We start from the raw sequence: 18009 nt of genomic DNA, 5'->3' as shown, positions 1-18009 counted from the left end.
TTTCGCTAGGGAGGATGTTATGCCAGTGCGTGACACTGGCATCTAATTTACCCAACACACTTAGATTTTATGCTAAACTGTGCTGCCACTAACTTTGCAACCGGTACTCTATAGGGTGAGCATGAAACATAATCCACCCCTGATTCGATGAGAAACTCTATAGATTTTGGATCTGCTCCATGCTCTCCACATATACCCAGTTTTATTTCTTTTCGGGTTTTTTTGCCTCTTTCAATGGCCATCTTGATTAACTCCCCTACCCCTTCGATGTCCAGCACTTCAAATGGGTCGTTTTCGAATATGTTGCTTTCCTTATAAGAATCGAGGAAATTAACTGAATCATCTCTTGAAAGTCCCATGGTTGTTTGCGTTAAATCATTAGTGCCAAAACTAAAGAACTCTGCATGTTTTGCTAACTTATCAGCAATCAGTGCTGCTCGTGGTAGCTCTATCATTGTTCCAATTGAGTACGCCTTGTCTGATGTCATTCCAGCGCGTGACGCTGGAATCTGCTTCTTGATCCTAGCTGAGATGACAGAGGATTCTTTCTTCACTAACTCGCATATCAAAACAAACTCTTTCTCATTCATGATAAAGGGGACCATGATTTCAGGCTCCACTTCTATCTTCTTTTCTTTCTTTAATTCACTTGCAGCACTAAGTATTGCCCTAATCTGCATGCTATATATTTCAGGATGAGAAATGGCAAGTCTACAACCTCGATGGCCAAGCATTGGGTTCTTTTCTGATAACTGTGCTATTTTATTTTTTACTGATTCAACTGACTTACTAAGTGATTTGGCGATTTTTTCTATAGTAGACTGATTATTGGGTAAAAATTCATGCAAAGGTGGATCAAGCAGCCGTATAGTGACCTCCCTGCCCTCCATAATAGAAAATATTTCTTTGAAATCAGACTTTTGCATTTCTTCCAGTTTAATGAGCGCATTTGCCCTTTCATTTTCATCGTCAGCCATTATCAACTTTTGAATGAATTCGATTCTATCACTAGCGAAAAACATATGTTCTGTGCGACATAAGCCTATACCTTCTGCACCGAATTCTTTTGCAATTTTTGCGTCTTTTGGAGTATCAGCGTTCGCTCTCACTTTGACCGTTTTGATTTCATCTATCCAGTTGATTATCGTTTTGAATTCTTGCGATAATTCAGGTGAAATTGTAGGAAGAATGCCAAGCATAACCTCCCCTGTTCCTCCGTTGATGGTAATTGGTTCACCTTTATTTACTTTTGTATCCCCCACAGAAAAGAAAGTTCCATCTTTATCGATATAAAGTCCACTTACACTGCAAATGCATGGCTTACCCATTCCACGGGTTACAACAGCAGCGTGCGAGGTCATCCCTCCCCGTGCTGTTACTATGCCACTTGCAGCATTCATTCCATTAATATCTTCGGGACTCGTTTCTGACCTTACTAAAATCACTTTTTTACCCTGCTCTGCAGCTTTTTCAGCATCACTTGCACTAAACACTACATATCCAGAAGCAACCCCTGGAGAAGCCGGCAGTCCCTTCCCTATTACTTTTTGGTCACTCTTAACGTCAAGAACTGGATGCAATAAATTGTCAAAAGTTTTTGGATCAATTCTCAATATTCCTTCTTCTTTTGTAATCGTTCCTTCGTTTACCATATCAACTATTATGCGAATAGCAGCTTCAGCCGTGCGCTTGCCAGACCTAGTCTGCAAAATCCATAATTTACCGTCCTGTACAGTAAATTCGATATCCTGCATGTCTTTATAATGCCTTTCAAGTTTTTCACATACCGCGCATAATTCCAGGTAGACACTTGGCAGCAACTTCTCCATGGTGTTTTTTTGCTCTCCGTCAATTGGCATAGGAGTATAAACACCAGAAACCACATCCTCACCCTGAGCATTAACCAAAAACTCACCAAAAAGCTTTTTTTTCCCAGTTGAAGGATTTCGTGTAAATATCACACCAGTTGCAGAATTATCATTTAAATTACCAAAAACCATTGCTTGCACGTTGACCGCTGTTCCAAGGTTTTCAGGAATATTATGTATTTTTCTATAGGAAACAGCCCTATCATTTTTCCAAGAAGCAAATACTGCATTAACTGAGTTTAACAATTGCTCTTCAACGTTCTGCGGGAAATGTTTCTCAGTTTTTTCATATACTATCTTTTTAAAATCGTTAACAATTCTCTTTAAAACATCAACATCAAGATCAGCTAAGCTTTTTGCTCCACTCTTTTGCTGCTCATTATCAATAACATCTTGAAATAGGTGATGATCAAGCTGTAGTACAACATTGGAGTACATCATGATGAAACGGCAGTAGCTATCGTAAGCAAAACGTTCGCCACTTTTTTTTGCAAGCCCAACAACGGTTTCATCATTTAGACCAACATTTAAAATAGTATCAAGCATGCCCGGCATTGAACTAACACTACCAGAGCGTATGGAAATTAATAAGGGATTATTTAAATCCCCAAATTTACAACCGATGTCATTTTCGAGCATCGTCATGTAGTTTTTAATTCCACTACATATGTCATTCCAGTGCGTGACCACATTTTTTTCTGGATCCGAGTAATCAGATACTTGGATGACAGAAGATCTATTGTCTTGATAATAGACTTTGCAAGCAGAGGTGGAAATTGTGAAACCAGGTGGAACAGGAATGCCAACATTGCACATTTCTGCTAAATTTGCCCCCTTTCCTCCCAGCAGATTTTTCATTTCTGCATTGCCTTCGCATTTACCCTGGCTAAAGTAATGTATTAACTTTTCCCCCATCATTTTCTCCGGATTTTCACTGATAAACACATTGTACATATAGTTCCAATAAACCTGTGAGAACTTGAAACCTTAGGATAATAAATTTTACAAAATTTTGCAACAACGTTCCCTCTGGCAACATCAGTAAAGTTAACAAAAAAGATGACAAATTATTGAATTATTATCAATAAGAATATATAATATAAAGATACATTTAAAAATTTTTTTATGGCTCTTTCTAAGTTTCTCGACCCCAAGAATGATGTTGCGTTTCGGCGTATTTTTGGTACTGAAAAAAATAAAGACATCCTCATTCACTTTCTCAATGATATTTTGGGGTTCACTGGCAAAGATGAAATAAAAGAAATAGAATTCCTCAGCACTATTCAAGATGCTGAAATTGCCTCTAAAAAACAAAGTATCGTTGATGTTCTTTGCAGGGATGAAAATGGGGTGCAAGTAATAGTCGAAATGCAAGTTGCCAAAACTAAAGGCTTTGAAAAACGCGCTCAATATTACGCTGCTAAAGCTTATTCAAGGCAAGCTGATAAAGGTGATCAATATCAGGGTCTTAAAGAAATCATTTTTATAGCTATTGCTGATTGTATTCTCTTTCCTAATAAATCTGAGTATAAGTCAGATCATGTAATGTTAGACAAAGATAGCTATGAACATGATTTAAAAGATTTTTATTTTACATTTATTGAGTTACCAAAATTTCCTAAAACTAAAGAAGACCAATTGGAGAGTATAGTTGAAAAATGGATCTATTATTTTAAATATGCAGATGAAACTAGCGAAGAAGAATTGGAAAAGATAATAGGTAGTGATGTAATAATTAAAAAGGCATATGAAGAACTAAATAGATTCAACTGGTCAGAGAAAGAATTTATTGCCTACGAACAGGAAATAAAACGTATTCGTGATGAACGGGCTGTTCTTGAACAAAAACTTGATGATGCTAAAAAGGAAGGAAAAATTGAAGTTGCAAAAACAATGCTAGCTAATAATGTTGATGTCACCACTATTGTTAAGTTTACTGGCCTCTCCATGAGTGAGATCAAAGAATTGCAGAATTAAGTGGACCCGCAAACGGTTACACGAAATAATGCTGCAGCCTGACCAGATGATAAGTACATTTAGCCTATTTATCTTTATACTTTCATGTCAATTTTATAAATCAAATTTATTTCTGTGAGTAGCTACAATTTAAAGACCTTGCTTCATCAATGTAATGGAACAAAACCTTTTTAGTAAGTTCAAAACCCTCTAAAGTCTCTCCTTCGCATCTTGCTGTAATGCAGTTTTGCGTATTTGATACCCTAAGAAGCCACCAACCTTTATTATCGGTTACCTTAACACCATCAAGATCTGAAAATACAATATTTTGCTGCTCCAGTGTTTTCTTTATTGACTCAATTATTTGAAACTTTTTCTCATCTTTCACTACAATCTTCACTTCATGAGTGATATATAACTTCGGTAAATCCTCAATCACCTGAGATAGGCTTTGGTTTTTCTTAAGCAAAATGTCAACTGCTTTAACAGCAGAATATAGCCCATCATCAAAACTTAGCTCAGAAAAGAAGAAGTGCCCGCTTAATTCACCAGCAAACTTTGCCTCTTCCTCTACCATCTTCTTCTTAACTAGTGAATGTCCAGTAGCACAGGTGATAACTTGCCCTCCTAACTTGCTAACAAAATCATGCACTTTCATACTCATTTTTACGTTAGCAATAACTTTGCTTTCTGGATATTCCTCCAACACTTCACGTGCAAAAATTATAAATAAATGGTCATTGGAAACAACGTTGCCTTTATTATCAATTAAGCGCACCCTATCGCTATCGCCATCTAGCGCAATGCCAAGATCACATCCATATTCCTTCACAATGTCAATTAATTGAGCAAGATTTTTTTCCTCTATGGGATCTGGATCATGCAGTGGAAATGCCCCATCTATAGAGTTATTGGTTACGATGTGCGTATGACCAGGCAAGATCTTTTCAATATACCTTATAATTCCACTTGCTGGACTATTTCCACAATCCCAGGCTATTTTTAATTTCTGTGTAGTATTATTCTTCACTGCACTTTTCAATATGCTAATGTACTCACTATATATATTTATGTTAATTAAGCTTCCAATTCTTGTGCTGTTTTTAATTGGACTGCTTATAATTTCCTTCATTTCTTGATCTGAGAAGACTTTTTTATTACTAAAAAATTTAAAGCCATTATATTCGCTGGGGTTATGAGAGGCAGTTATTATGATACCAAGATCCGCCTGTGTGATTTGTGTTGCAGCGTAAAGCATAGGTGAAGAGCATAGTCCAACGCGTATAACATTTGCACCGGATAAAGTTAAGCCCCTAATTAATTCTCTTTCTATACCTGGTGAATCTATTCTGCTGTCGTAGCCGACACAAACACTAGCTACGGTTTGGCCAAACTTTCTACCTATCTCGTACCCATCATTAATCTGCAAATCTTTGCCTACTATACCTCTAATATCGTATTTTCTTATAATGGTATTGTCCATACTGTACTTCTTGAAGTGACTACTATATAACATTTTGGCCAAATGCTCAAGTTTATTTATCCAACAATTAGTTGACTCTTTAAAGAAATCTGTTAATATTATAGTATATTTTTTAAAATGTAAAATTATGCCACAGGAAAACGAAAATGTATTTATAGCTGAAAGTCAAAGTTTAGATGTAGATGAACAGCAGAAAAAGGATATTTTAGATGTGATTGAATCTTGTAGCAGCTTTCAAGAGACTATAAAACAATTGGAGGAAAAAAATTAATCTGGTATTTTATTGGCCCTTTACGCAAAGATGAGGACATTACAGGACAGATAAATTTAAAGTGGGAAAAGGAGTTCCAAAAATTTGAGCAATCAATAAATGAAACACATAGAGAATTTGAAGCATCTTTACCAAATCAAAATTTCTTAGCGTATTCAACAAAAGATGATGACTTCAAAATTAGATTTGAAAATGAAGAAAAACCAATAGAAATTAGCAATATTTTAAGAGCTAGCAGTGAAGGTAAGGTTTATAACATATCTTTAGGGAAAGATAGTCAAATAACTGCAACCAAAAAAGGCAGCGAAAGGCACTATGATTTTACTGGTTCAAGCTCATGTGAAATGACCATTAATTGGCAGGCTAAGGATTCTGAAGGTAACAGCATAGACTGTAGCATGACCGTAAAATTGGATTCTGGTGGTATACAGAGTGTTATTGGTGAGCCAAAATTTGGAGGAATAACGAGTTCAGAAGAAGTATTAAAGTTAGTTGGACAAAATAAAGAAGTTTTTATCAACAGAAAAACTCTGTATCAAGCTTTTACTGATATAGGTCAAGATATGGACAGTCTCGAGCCCACACAAGATCTATCATCGCAATTGCCTACACCAAGCAGCAGTGGGTATTCCTCTCCTAGCACACCTTCTTCACGTAGAAGTTCTATATCCACCAGCAGTGAATTTAGTGATGAAGATGAAATATTTGAGGATGATATGTCTGGTGATGAAGAAGAGTATGAGCAAGAAGGATTAAAAGATAAAGTAGATGAAATTATAAACGAAATTGAGGAATTAAAGGAAGGAAAAGAAACATTTGCTCAACATTTTGCAGCGCAGGCAAAGCAGCTTGAGGATCTAAGATTAGAACGTGACTCCTTGAGAGATAAAGTCAATGAACAACAGCGAGCGATATTTGAAAGAGGTCAAAGAATAAAGGAACAAGAGGAAGAACTACAGGATAAAAATGATGTAATAAAGAACTTAAATAATCAGTTGAAAGATAAGGAAGGTGAAACAAATGAGGCAAATAAAGAATTACAGAGAAAAGTGAAGCTAATTTAACTGTACTAAAGGAAAAGAATGCAAATTTGGAGAATGACCTGAAGAAAATAGTGGAAGGTTTAAAGGATGATCATAAAAAGCAGTTGGCAGAACAGTTAATGGAAACAAAAAAGGAAAACAATACATTGGCTGAAACGGCGAGCCAATTGTCTGAAGAATTAAATGAATTACAGAGAGAAAAGGAAGACTTAGAGAGGGAAATTCGACAACTTGAACCTGGAAGATCACTTGCAGATGAGCTAAGCGAAGAAAATACGAAGGGGGAAATAGAAAAGCTTCAATATCAACTTAAGGAAAAGGAAGGGATGTTAACGTGTACACAGGAAGAGCTGGCATCTGTCAAAGAGAGTCTAGAGCAACTGCAGAACATATTACAGCAGGAAAAAGGTCAGGCAACTCAAACTGAAGTTGAATATGAAAGTAGAGGAACAAGCATGCAGCAGCAAGACCAAGGTATACAAGCTGTAAACAACAACTCAAGCAGAACAGCTAGTGGGTTAAGACAAGAAAACAAAAAATTGACTAGAGACAAACTAACTATATCTGAACAATTAAAACAAAAAATAAGAGAGATTGACGAGTTAAAGAAAAATTTAAAGCAACTGCAAGAAGAAAATAAACAACTCAAACAAGAAGTTACTAAAAATGCAGGAGTTGATGCATCATCTTCAACAGGTCAAAAAGAAGCTAAAGAAGCAGAAGTTATACCGCAAAACATTATGGATTGGCCTGTTCCAATTCCAGATGATAAACCGGAAGAGCAGAAAACTCCATTAGAGCCAATCAAGGTAAATACAGAATTATCAGATCCAAAATCAATCCCTGCTGAGGGTCCGGAAAAATCTCCTCCTCTTTCAAAATGATGAGTTTTGCTTCTATAGCTGACCCAAGCAACACGTCATCCCGCGATTTATTCGCGTTATCTCAGCCGCTAACACGTAGCGGGATACTTAACCGTCATACCGTGATTTATTCACAGTATCTCTTAGCCACTAACAAGCAGCGGGATGACAGCAATCCTACGTCATGCCGCCGCGGTACCTCTAGATCCCGCTAACTAGTAGCGGAATGACGAATTTTTGTTTTTCAAATTATAGCTAAACATACTGTAATTGCTATTGAATGATGGAGAGACATACTCCATTATTTTAGCACGAAGTAACAAATTCAATGAATTGGTTCTTCAAAAATAATTTAAACTTTTACAGTAGGTCATGAAATATTATAGCGATCTCATTAAAAGAAACTTTTATAAGTATCGTTGATGAGAAAGGAAAAGTTGTTAAGGAAGAAGTTGTTGCAAGCGAAAGTAAGGCAATAGCAGATTAGCCAAGGCAAAAAATACGAACCCATAGGAATAGAAAGTGGATAGTTGTCAATATCAATGTGCAAAGAGTTAAGGAGTTTTGGATTACCAGCAATTTGTGTAGATGCAAGGCATATGGCAGCAGCGTTGTCTGCAAGAATCAATAAGAATGATAAAAACGATGCGAGGGGTATAGCGCAGATGATGAGAAGTGTTAGTAAAATCAGTTGTCAAATTAAAATAGCGCTTGGAAGCAGAAGACAGCTAATGTGTAGCAAACAGCAGGTTATTGGAACAATAAGAGGGTTGTTGAAGATACATGGTCGGTAAAGGATCAAAATTTGAAACTTTCGCTTTAAGAATACAAGAGGCAATAAATAATTTGGATGAAATCAGTAGGAGTTCAATTGAAGCGTTAGTTTGTAGTTTGGAAGCAATAGAAAAGTCATTAAGAAAGCTTGACAAAATGCTTTCAGAACAAGGTGAAAAAGACGATGATTGTAAATTGTTAACTACCGTTCCAGGAGTGGGGATTATAGTAGCAATGACGTATAAAGCTGCAATTGATAACCCACATAGGTTTGAGAAATCTGATACAGTTGGAGCATATATAGGGTTGACACCAAGGCAATATTCTTCTGGAGAAGTTGATCGGCATGGCAGCATATCAAAGATGGGACCACCGGAATGTAGAAGTATGTTATATGAAGCTGCACAAACAATGCTTACAGTTACCAAGAGGACATTTAAATTAAAAAACTGGGGTTGCGAAGAAAAAAGGAATGAAAAAAGCAATTGTAGCAGTAGCAAGAAAATTAGCTGTAATTATGCATAGGATGTTGGTTGATAAAACAGAATTTTATTATCAATAAACATCAAAAGAGCATAGGACAATAATTTTATTGAAAATAAAGATAGCAATGCCGATGGAAGGGACAAGCAAGAACTTAGTTAGACTTCGTGGTAAATATGTTGCCGTCCACTTCCGCCTAACAAGTATAATGCGGCTTGACAAATTTATTGTCATCTCAGACCGCGGAGAGAACCATATGCTACTTTTAACTTATGTAAAATTACCAAGGATTATGGAGAAGATATGCTGTTTTGATTTGTGTGAAAATTATTGTTGACTTATGTGCAATTAGAGAACCTAAGTCACTTTAGCTATAATTCAGAATTGAGAGCTTTTAATAACTTTCCAATTCCCACTTTGGTCTTGGTGCAAAATTAAGTGGATCTATATAATTTTTCTGTAACCTTTCAATTCCTGTCCATCCAACCATAATTGCATTGTCTGTACATAGGTCGTTAGGGGGAAAAAATATGTTTAAGTTTATGTGTTGTTTTAATTTTTCTCTCAAGAAATTATTTGCTGCAACTCCGCCGGTAATCACAAAGTCATTGATTTTGATATTTAAAGATTCGGCCATAATAATCGCATTACTAACCCTGTCCAGCAGTATGTCACTAATACACTCTTGAAACGAAGCACATACATCACACACATCTTGCTCGCTCATTTTAAGTTCTTGTACTAAGTTTTTTACTGCTGTTTTAATCCCAGAAAACGAAAAGTTACATCCAGAACGTTTTATCATTGCCCTTGGCAGTTTGAATCTTGTGCCATTGCCTTTTTTAGCCAACTTTTCAATTAATGGGCCTCCTGGGTAGCTTAAACCCAGCATCTTAGCAACTTTATCAAATGCTTCTCCTAGTGAATCATCGAGCGTTTCTCCAAGTTTAATGTATTTACCTACATCCTGTGCAATTAAAAATTGACAGTGACCACCTGATATTAGTAGGACTAAAAATGGAAATTTTACCTCATGCAGTAACCTAATAACCAATGCATGCGCTTCTAAGTGATTCACTGCAATGAACGGTTTTTGTGCTACATGCGCAATTGCTTTAGCCATCATTGTACCAACTATTAATCCACCTATGAGTCCTGGTCCTGATGTTGCTGCAATTGCATTGAGGTCACAAAAGTTAAGGTTAGATTTTTCCACGGCGCTTTTTATTAGACCACTTAAATGCTTCATATGAGCACGTGAAGCTATTTCAGGGATCACCCCACCGCGTTTTTTGTGTTCTACTTGAGAAAGAATCTTGTGAGCAAGGACTTGCTTGTCACTATTTACAATCGCTACTGCAGTTTCGTCGCAGCTTGTTTCAACAGCTAAAATGGTTTTCATGTATATTTAGTTACTGTATTACCAAAACTATACTTTGAAACGCTATAGAAGTTAACTGCAAAGTTAACTTCTATAGCTAAAAGATTTACCGACAACCGTCATTCCGCTACGTGTTAGCTGATGAGATACCGCGCACAACTGTACGAACATTCATTCTTAAAGGTAAACTGCACAGCAAATGGTGTCATTCCAGTGCTTGACACTGGAATCCAGCCTTGCCGTAATCTCATCAAGAACGTTGTGTTTTAACATAAGATCAGCCACTTTTATGCTCACCAACTTAGTGCCCAATCCAAATTCCTGGATTCCAGTGTCAAGCACTGGAATGACACCATCTACTACTCAAATTACCTGCAAATTGCAATGTTCGTACACCAAAAGAATGAATCGCGGTATGACGGTTCGCGGCGGCATGACGTAGGAAAACCTGCACTATAAGCTAATCATCATCTCCAAATATAGAGCTAATTTTTTTGCCCCCAGGAGAAAATTTATTAGTCCAACTGCTTTGCACTTTGGTTACGTCTTTAGTGGCAGTTTTATTGCTGTATTCCTTGATTTCCTTATCTATTCTCTCCATCATTTGTGAATCAAGGTAGCTCTTTTTCCATTGGCCAGTAGCAAGGAACACTTTGTTTAAGTCTTGAGTGCGGATTAAGTATTCTTTATCTTTAGGGTAAACCTCCTGCGCCCAAGCAAATAGCTCAAAATAGCGTGCAAATAATTCAGATGCACGTGATTTTGCAGTTTGATAAGCCTGTATCTCCTTAAATATAACTTGGCCGATAATTTTCTGCACAAGAATATTTGCTTGCTTTAGGTTCTGCTCAATATCCTGGTAAACTTTATGGAGAAATTCCTGTTCCAAACTTAAGTTCAGTTCATTTTCAACCATGTGTGAAAGTTCATGCACTATAATGTATGGGTTTGACTTCCTCAGTACAATAACATATCTATTTACACTGGAAGACCTGATTGTCTTACACACTCCCTCTTCCATATCCACTAATCCCTCTTGGTATATTTCAAATGAGAGCCTGTTTTGCTTTATTAGTGATAAAGTGAGGTTTAATGTGTTTCTAAACTTCTCAAATTGATAGAGATATTCGACATACCGTATTGCATTTTCACTGCTTCCCACTTGAGTTGCTTGTTTTATTAAATTCCTGATTAGCATACCTTATTATTAAAGGAATTCTTTTTATACTCAAGAATTGATTGGCTACAAAGTGTTTTTAGGAAGCCTGATTGCATAGCTAAAGTAATTCATGTTTACTGATAACCGTCATACCGCTGCTTGTCAGCGGGATCTATGGTGAGATACCGTGAATGAATCCATAGCTGTACGAACATTCATTTTTGAAGGTAAATTGCACAGCAAATGGTGTCATTCCAGTGCTCTTTTTTTGTCATCCCAGTCTGGGATCTATTTTGCATGTAACTCCAATTGTGTTTTGGCATAAAACGCGACACGTATTAGACTTATTTGCAAGCAAAGCTTGCTAGATCCAAGTAGTCAGGGCACTGGGATGACATTACAGGGGCACTGAAATGACACCATTTTCGGTCTCTTAAATTGCTTTAGCCATAAATATTTAAGAAATTTACTAAATAAAAAAAAGGCAAAAGAAGCCCCGTGGTGGTTGGCTATTTACTATGTACTAAAATATCGGCGTTTTTTTTATTCTAAAACGCTTGATTAAGAGCGATTTAGCTGCTTTTAACTTGCAACTAACCTACACCGCAAGTGTTTAAGAAATTTACTAAGCAGGAAAAAAGGCAAAGAAACCCCGTAGTAGCTAGCATTCAAATTCTCCCTTGTCAATTTGACGTTTTTTGCTGTCTTAAACGCTTTGTAAGCGCGTTTCGGCTTATATAGGTAAAAACCCAGAGATTTTTAAAGACATGCGATGCACGTAGTGCGAAAAATTAAACATGAGACGCCAAATACCCTAAGTTTTTTGTCATTAACCTGCACAGATTGCGAAGATAAATAAATAGCTTCAGTACCATGATAAGGGGGCTGGCGAAACTTGTAAAGGAATTTTTTACATCTAATTTATAGCTCCCTGCATGATATCACGTATTATCTATACCAAGGAGTTCTGCTTGTAGATATTATACCAACAATCCACTATTTTTTTTATGTCTTGTGGTTTAGTTTCTGGACCTATACTGATTCTAATTGAACACTCTGTTTGCTCTTTTGTTGCCCCCATTGCAAGCAAAACATGGGAAGGCTCAACTTTTCCAGAAGAACATGCGGAGCCATTACTAACTGCAATATAATTCAAGTCAAAATGCATGAGCTGCACATCACTCTTTACTCCTGGCATATAAATAAAACTTGTGTTTGGCAGCCTCTTAGAGTTTTTACCGAAGATTCTTATGTCACTGACAAGATTTAATAATTCACACTCTAATTGATCGCGTAGCTCCTTTACTTCATCCATTTTTGATAGAAGATCTGGAATATTTTGCAGTGCAGCAGAAAGGCCTGCAATCGCAACAATATTTTCCGTACCACCACGAAATCCCTTCTCTTGTCCACCACCTATTATAATAGGTTCTATCGCAAGTTCTTTATTGAATATTAAAACTCCACTGCCTGCTACACCGCCAAATTTATGGGCGGATAAAGTGAGTAAATCCACTCCTAAATCTTCCATATTAACTTTAATTTTCCCAACACTTTGAGCAGTGTCAGTGTGGCAAATTGCTCCAAATTTGTGGGCTATTTCAGCTATTTCCTCAATAGGTTGAATAACTCCGGTTTCGTTATTTGCCATCATAACTGAAACTATTGCTTTGTTTCCTTTAAGTTCGCTTAGAATTTTTTCTAGCTCTAAAAAGTCAACAATGCCCTCCTGATTAACGGGTATTATGTATGGATTACATGCAGAATTAAGAATTGAAGGATGCTCTATAGCTGAAATTACATGCAGGTAGCCTGCTATTCCTCTCATAACAAGGTTATTCGCTTCGGTTGCACCAGACGTGAAAACTATTTCTTTATCACTTGAGACGCCAATAGCACCACGTACGTTATCTCTTGCATCCTGAAGAATCTTCCTCGCTTCTTGTCCTCTTTTATGTAGTGATGATGGATTGAGCGTTTGTTTTAACAAGACCTCAAATATACTTTTTTTTACATTTTCACTAATTGGAGCAGTTGCATTGTAATCAGCATATACGCAACCACTATTTTCTAAAGAGAATGGACTCATCTGTCACTTAAATAAGTTTACCATCAACTATAGCCATAACTATGTACGTTAGCTTTAACACGATAAAAAATTTATTGCAAAAACAGCGAAATTAATACATAATTAATAACTCACGTCATTAATACCTGTCAAGCGGGTTCTTATTAGGGGTTACCATGGTTGAAGTTTTTTTGAATAATGCAACAAGAAAGATAGAAGGTGAATACCACCAAAGCAAAGATGCCAACGCGCCGGTTGTGCTGGTTTTACATCATCATCCTCAATATGGTGGTAATATGGATAGTAAAATTGTACATAGTACATATACGTCTTTTATCGATAACAATTTTTCTGCATTGAAGATTAACTTTCGTGGTGTGGGAAAATCTACCGGAACTTTTGATAAGGGTATAGGAGAATTAACTGACGCTGCGGTAGCCATTGATTGGCTTCAGGAACATAATCCTAGCAATGTTCCAATTTGGATCGCTGGTTTTTCTTTTGGAGCATGGGTGGCTATGCAGCTAACAATGCGCCGCCCTGAGATAGTGGGTTTTATTGCTCTTTCTCTTCCGGTAACTAAGTACGATTTTTCTTTTCTTTCTCCCTGTCCAGTTTCTGGGCTTATAATACAAAGCAGTAATGATACAATCTCAGAAGAAAGCGATGTAACAGAATTAGCAAAAAGGTTGATAAATTCAGTAAGAAGTGATCACATGAAATACCATATAATAGATGATACTAATCACTTTCTAAAGGATAAAGAAGAGGAAGTGACTCAAATCGTGGACAATTATATAAAACTGCGCTTGAATAGTGCAACTATTTCTTTTCAAAAGGTCAAAAAAGAGGTAAGGGTAAAAGAATATGCCTAATCTTTACAAACAAGAGAAATGAGTGTAGTAATATAAATGAAAAGGTTTTGTTATGTTTAAAAAGCTATTATTTTTTGTTTTAGCTGTGTTTATGTTATCGGGGTGTTCCCTAAGTAAACAGCGCAAGTTAAAAAGTCCGTGTATAAAAAGCAATGAAAGCATTTCATGCGAGTTGTACTCTGTTAATGATCATTGGTTAGATAAGTATAAGGCATAGAAATTGTGCTATTTTTCCTATTCACAACTTCACTAATGATCGATCTCTCAATTGGAAAATGCAGTCTGCCTTTTCTGCAAGGAGATGATTGTGTGTTACTATAAGCATAGAGCTGTTATTTTCCTTTACGTATGAATGTAGCAGTAAAAACACCTTAAAAGAATTTGTTGGATCTAAATTTCCTGTTGGCTCATCTGCAAGTAAAAGCTTTGGAGAATTTACAATGCTTCTTGCAATTGCAACTCTCTGCCTTTCCCCACCCGAAACTTCAGATACCATGCTACTTGCTTTGTTTTCCAGACCAAATTTTTCCAACATTGCTTGCGAATTTTTTTTTGCTTCAGCTTTGCTTTTTCCTGCAATGAGTTGAGGAAGCATAATATTTTCCAACACCGATAACTCTTGTAACAAATAGTGAAATTGATAAACAAAACTAAGAAAATTTCTTCTTACATGAGTTTTATGCTTATTACTGGCTTGTGTGCAATTTATTCCATCTATCGTAACTATACCTGAAGTTGGCTTGTCCAACAAGCCTGCGATTTGCAATATAGTTGTTTTCCCTGCACCTGAATTGCCAATCAGCGCTACTACTTGCCCTCTTGTAACACTTAAATTGATATCCTTTACAACAGCAGAATTGTCCTTGAAGCTTTTATCTACAGAAGTTAGTTCTAGTGCTACATTACCACCCATGTTTAAAAGATCCAGAAGGCATCTAAGTTTTAGTAATAATTAAACCGAAAAGCTGTTACCACAACCACATTGAGACTTAGCAAAGGCATTCTTTATTTGAAAACCAGAACCACTGAGATCCTCAGTATAATCTATAACTGAGTTATTTAAAAATTTTGCTGAACAATTATCAACCATTAATACAGGGTTTCCATTTTCATCATTAATTACTATATCTTTACCTTTTTTGCTAAAACTGGAGTGGCTTCTATAGTCCTCACTTTCTTCATAGTCATCATCTTCGTCTTCATCATCCAAAGATAGATTTTTATTCATTTGATCCATAAGAAAATTGTATTTGAAGCCAGAACATCCACCACCTGAAACTGCAACCCGTAAAATGGAACTCTTATCCCCTTCCTGCTCTGCAAGAGAGTGGATTTTTTTTAGTGCATTATCAGTTAAGTTGATGTTGTAATTTGTTGACATAGTAACCACCGTTTATTATTGATAACTTATTATAGTAGAAATTTTACATGTCAAACAATAATTTTCTATTAAATTATGCATGTTTTCCAAGCAAAACAAAAGGGAGATACTTCAAAGAGCCAGAAGATGAGAATCGCAGCTGCTTTCAGCGTGATAGGGACCGTATCATTCACTCTAATGCGTTTAGAAAGTTGGAGTACAAAACACAAGTTTTTATCAATTATGAGCACGACTACTATCGCACTCGGCTTACTCATAGCCTTGAAGTTGCACAAATTGCAAGGTCCATTGCGCGTAGACTTGGCTTAAATGAGGATATCACTGAATGCATAGCGCTCGCACATGATCTTGGTCATCCTCCATTTGGTCATGCAGGTGAAGATGCTCTAAAGAAATCAGTTCAAGATTTGAATCTTGATAATGAGAAGTATGAGTTTGATCATAATGTTCAAGCTATAAGGATTTTAACTTATCTTGAACAAAAACATGCTGATTTTGATGGTATGAATCTAAGTTGGGAGGTGATTGAAGGAGTTGCAAAACATAACGGTCCCTTGCTTGGTCAAAACGCGGAGTCTTCTACAAGTAATCAGCTGTTATTAGAATACAACAAAAAATATGATCTAAAACTTGAAGAATTTTCAAGCATTGAAGCGCAAGTTGCTTCAATTGCCGATGATATTGCTTACAGTGTTCACGATCTTGATGATGCACTCAGGGCGAATTTAGTAACCATCGAAGATTTGCTGAATGTTCCTTTAATTGAAAAAATGTTTAAAGACATAAGGAGCAGATATTCAGAATTGCCTCAGAGCAAACTCATACATGAATCACTGAGTGGAACTATAGGAACTATGATAAGTGATGTTGTTTCTCAGACTGAAAGAAATATTGAAGATCACAAAATAAAAAGCGTAGAAGACGTAAGAAGTCTAAATAAAATGCTAGTCACATTTTCACCAGAAGTTGCGAATGCTACAAAAGAAATGAAAAGATTCAACATGGAGAAAATATACAGAAGCTATAAACTGAGTAGAACGATGAACAAAGCAAAACGCATAATACAGGAACTCTTTCAATGTTTTTATGAAAACCCAGGATTACTTCCCACAGAGTGGAGCAAACTCGCTTGTGAATCTCAGCGTTCAGTAATAATATGTGACTATATCTCAGGTATGACAGATAGATTTGCTATACACGAGCACAGAAGAATTTTTGATACCTCATACGAAATGACTTCTTTCTAATGACTGATGATCATTTCATGTCAATTGCATTAAGGCTTGCAGAAAAAAATCTTGGAAATGTTGCACCAAATCCTGCTGTCGGGTGTGTTATTGTAAAGGATGGTACAATTGTTAGTGAGGGATACACAGGGATTGGTGGGCGTCCGCATGCGGAGGTAGTCGCTTTGCAAAACGCTAAAGATTCAACTCATGGCGCAACTATATATATCACTCTTGAGCCATGTTGTCATCACGGAGTCACGGGGCCTTGCACTGCAAAAATCATAAAAGCTAGCATAAAAAGAGTAGTAATTGCAACTATTGACCCAGATAGTAGAGTTTCAGGCAGAGGCATGAAAGCTCTGAAAGAAGCAGGAATTGAAGTTGAGCAAGGTATTATGCAAAAAGAGGCAAAAGAACTGAATGTCGGTTTTTTCACCACTAAAGAATTACATAGACCATTTATAGCTTGCAAAGTCGCAACAACTCTTGACGGAAAAATCGCAACATTTACAGGCGATAGCAAATGGATAACAAGTGAAAATACGAGAAATTGGGTGCATGAGCTTAGAGCAAAATATGATGCAATTATGATTGGCAGCAATACTCTTATTAATGATGATCCACTCTTAACTTGCAGATTACCAGGACTTGGAAGTAGATCGCCAATAAGGCTAATTATAGATAGCCAAGGGAGATTAAAGGAAGAGCATAACATTGCAAAGACTGCAGACAAAGTAATAACTTGGGTCATCACAAATAAAGAAGTAGAGAAAAAAATAAAAAACATTAACTACTTAGTAGTTAATTCAAGCAACGCAGGTAAGGTTTGCCTAAAGGACATGGCATTAAAACTTGTTTCAGAAATTGGTATAACAAGATTATTAGTTGAAGGTGGAGGAGTGTTAATCACAGAACTATTAAAGTGTAATTTAATCGACAGGTTGATAATATGCCGCAGTGGTAAAATTTTAGGCAATGATGCCACTCCTTTTGTAGGAGATTTAGGGATTCAATTCATTAACAACCGTTATCAGTTTAAAAAAACAAAGATAATAGAGTTTAGTGAGGATATAGTTGAGGTTTGGGATAGGTCGTCATAATCCTTACATACTCAAACAGTAAAAAAAAGGTATCCGTTCAGCGGAGCGGTAAAATAAAAAGTAGACAAGGAGTGC

16 protein-coding genes and 1 pseudogene are annotated in these 18009 nt (G+C 36.5%); 10 read left to right on the top strand and 7 right to left on the bottom strand.

The window, feature by feature from the left end; genetic code table 11:
• Positions 1-47: 47 nt before the first annotated feature.
• Positions 48-2783, bottom strand: coding sequence for a pyruvate, phosphate dikinase (gene ppdK / locus OPR39_RS05685; protein WP_197907452.1), 2736 nt, complete (start codon positions 2781-2783; stop codon positions 48-50).
• A gap of 210 nt (positions 2784-2993) precedes the next feature.
• Here ppdK and OPR39_RS05680 point away from each other — a divergent pair, with 210 nt between their 5' ends.
• Positions 2994-3845, top strand: coding sequence for an Rpn family recombination-promoting nuclease/putative transposase (locus OPR39_RS05680; RefSeq protein WP_015589151.1), 852 nt, complete (start codon positions 2994-2996; stop codon positions 3843-3845).
• Positions 3846-3951: 106 nt separating this feature from the next.
• Here the strand turns inward: OPR39_RS05680 and OPR39_RS05675 are convergent, their stop codons facing one another.
• Entirely contained in the window at positions 3952-5307 is a 1356-nt protein-coding gene (locus OPR39_RS05675; RefSeq protein ID WP_227738550.1) for a phosphomannomutase/phosphoglucomutase, read from the bottom strand.
• Between the two features lie 127 nt (positions 5308-5434).
• Between OPR39_RS05675 and OPR39_RS05670 the strand changes: the two genes are divergently transcribed.
• The 5 genes from OPR39_RS05670 (at position 5435) to OPR39_RS05650 (ending at position 8783) form a co-directional block, all read left to right on the top strand.
• The gene (locus OPR39_RS05670; protein WP_265039337.1) at positions 5435-5578 is read left to right on the top strand and encodes a hypothetical protein; all 144 of its coding nucleotides are present in this window, start codon (positions 5435-5437) and stop codon (positions 5576-5578) included.
• Between the two features lie 344 nt (positions 5579-5922).
• Positions 5923-6642, top strand: coding sequence for a hypothetical protein (locus OPR39_RS05665; protein WP_265039335.1), 720 nt, complete (start codon positions 5923-5925; stop codon positions 6640-6642).
• Positions 6643-6668: 26 nt separating this feature from the next.
• Positions 6669-7505 (top strand): hypothetical protein, encoded by an 837-nt coding sequence (locus tag OPR39_RS05660; protein ID WP_265039334.1) that lies wholly within the window; start codon positions 6669-6671, stop codon positions 7503-7505.
• A gap of 509 nt (positions 7506-8014) precedes the next feature.
• On the top strand, positions 8015-8278 hold the full coding sequence (locus OPR39_RS05655; RefSeq protein WP_144054592.1) for an IS110 family transposase: 264 nt from the start codon (positions 8015-8017) through the stop codon (positions 8276-8278).
• Positions 8268-8783 carry an IS110 family transposase gene (locus OPR39_RS05650; RefSeq protein WP_051062213.1) on the top strand — a complete coding sequence of 172 codons (516 nt, stop codon included), beginning with the start codon at positions 8268-8270 and terminating at the stop codon, positions 8781-8783. The genes OPR39_RS05655 and OPR39_RS05650 overlap by 11 nt, the downstream gene beginning before the upstream one ends.
• 352 nt (positions 8784-9135) lie before the next feature.
• On the opposite strand, the gene tsaD is transcribed toward OPR39_RS05650, so the two are convergent.
• Entirely contained in the window at positions 9136-10143 is a 1008-nt protein-coding gene (gene tsaD / locus OPR39_RS05645) for a tRNA (adenosine(37)-N6)-threonylcarbamoyltransferase complex transferase subunit TsaD (RefSeq protein ID WP_015589155.1), read from the bottom strand.
• Between the two features lie 298 nt (positions 10144-10441).
• On the opposite strand from tsaD, the pseudogene OPR39_RS05640 reads away from it, so the two are divergent.
• A pseudogene (locus OPR39_RS05640) lies at positions 10442-10543 on the top strand (WPE palindromic element domain-containing protein); the annotation flags it as partial.
• Between the two features lie 39 nt (positions 10544-10582).
• On the opposite strand, the gene OPR39_RS05635 reads toward OPR39_RS05640, so the two are convergent.
• The gene (locus tag OPR39_RS05635; RefSeq protein ID WP_010081987.1) at positions 10583-11320 is read right to left on the bottom strand and encodes a WD_0702 family putative metalloprotease; all 738 of its coding nucleotides are present in this window, start codon (positions 11318-11320) and stop codon (positions 10583-10585) included.
• Between the two features lie 913 nt (positions 11321-12233).
• Complete coding sequence (locus OPR39_RS05630) at positions 12234-13370, bottom strand: cysteine desulfurase family protein (RefSeq protein ID WP_151808057.1); 1137 nt, start codon at positions 13368-13370, stop codon at positions 12234-12236.
• 155 nt (positions 13371-13525) lie between these two features.
• Between OPR39_RS05630 and OPR39_RS05625 the strand changes: the two genes are divergently transcribed.
• Positions 13526-14224, top strand: coding sequence for an alpha/beta hydrolase (locus OPR39_RS05625; RefSeq protein WP_151808056.1), 699 nt, complete (start codon positions 13526-13528; stop codon positions 14222-14224).
• Positions 14225-14462: 238 nt separating this feature from the next.
• On the opposite strand, the gene OPR39_RS05620 is transcribed toward OPR39_RS05625, so the two are convergent.
• Both OPR39_RS05620 and OPR39_RS05615 read right to left on the bottom strand, forming a co-directional pair.
• Positions 14463-15137: an ABC transporter ATP-binding protein gene (locus OPR39_RS05620; RefSeq protein ID WP_015589159.1), complete on the bottom strand. Its 675-nt coding sequence runs from the start codon at positions 15135-15137 to the stop codon at positions 14463-14465.
• A gap of 39 nt (positions 15138-15176) precedes the next feature.
• On the bottom strand, positions 15177-15605 hold the full coding sequence (locus OPR39_RS05615; protein WP_015589160.1) for a HesB/IscA family protein: 429 nt from the start codon (positions 15603-15605) through the stop codon (positions 15177-15179).
• Positions 15606-15652: 47 nt separating this feature from the next.
• Here OPR39_RS05615 and OPR39_RS05610 point away from each other — a divergent pair, with 47 nt between their 5' ends.
• Entirely contained in the window at positions 15653-16852 is a 1200-nt protein-coding gene (locus OPR39_RS05610) for a deoxyguanosinetriphosphate triphosphohydrolase (RefSeq protein ID WP_065106726.1), read from the top strand.
• Positions 16852-17934 (top strand): bifunctional diaminohydroxyphosphoribosylaminopyrimidine deaminase/5-amino-6-(5-phosphoribosylamino)uracil reductase RibD, encoded by a 1083-nt coding sequence (gene ribD / locus OPR39_RS05605; RefSeq protein WP_265039332.1) that lies wholly within the window; start codon positions 16852-16854, stop codon positions 17932-17934. Before OPR39_RS05610 ends, ribD begins: the two co-directional genes overlap by 1 nt.
• The last annotated feature ends 75 nt before the right edge of the window (positions 17935-18009 follow it).

Source organism: Wolbachia endosymbiont (group A) of Yponomeuta plumbellus (assembly GCF_947251575.1).
Classification (GTDB): Bacteria; Pseudomonadota; Alphaproteobacteria; order Rickettsiales; family Anaplasmataceae; genus Wolbachia; species Wolbachia pipientis.
The sequence above is the reverse complement of the archived record's forward strand: the minus strand, read 5'-3'. Positions and strand labels throughout refer to the sequence as shown.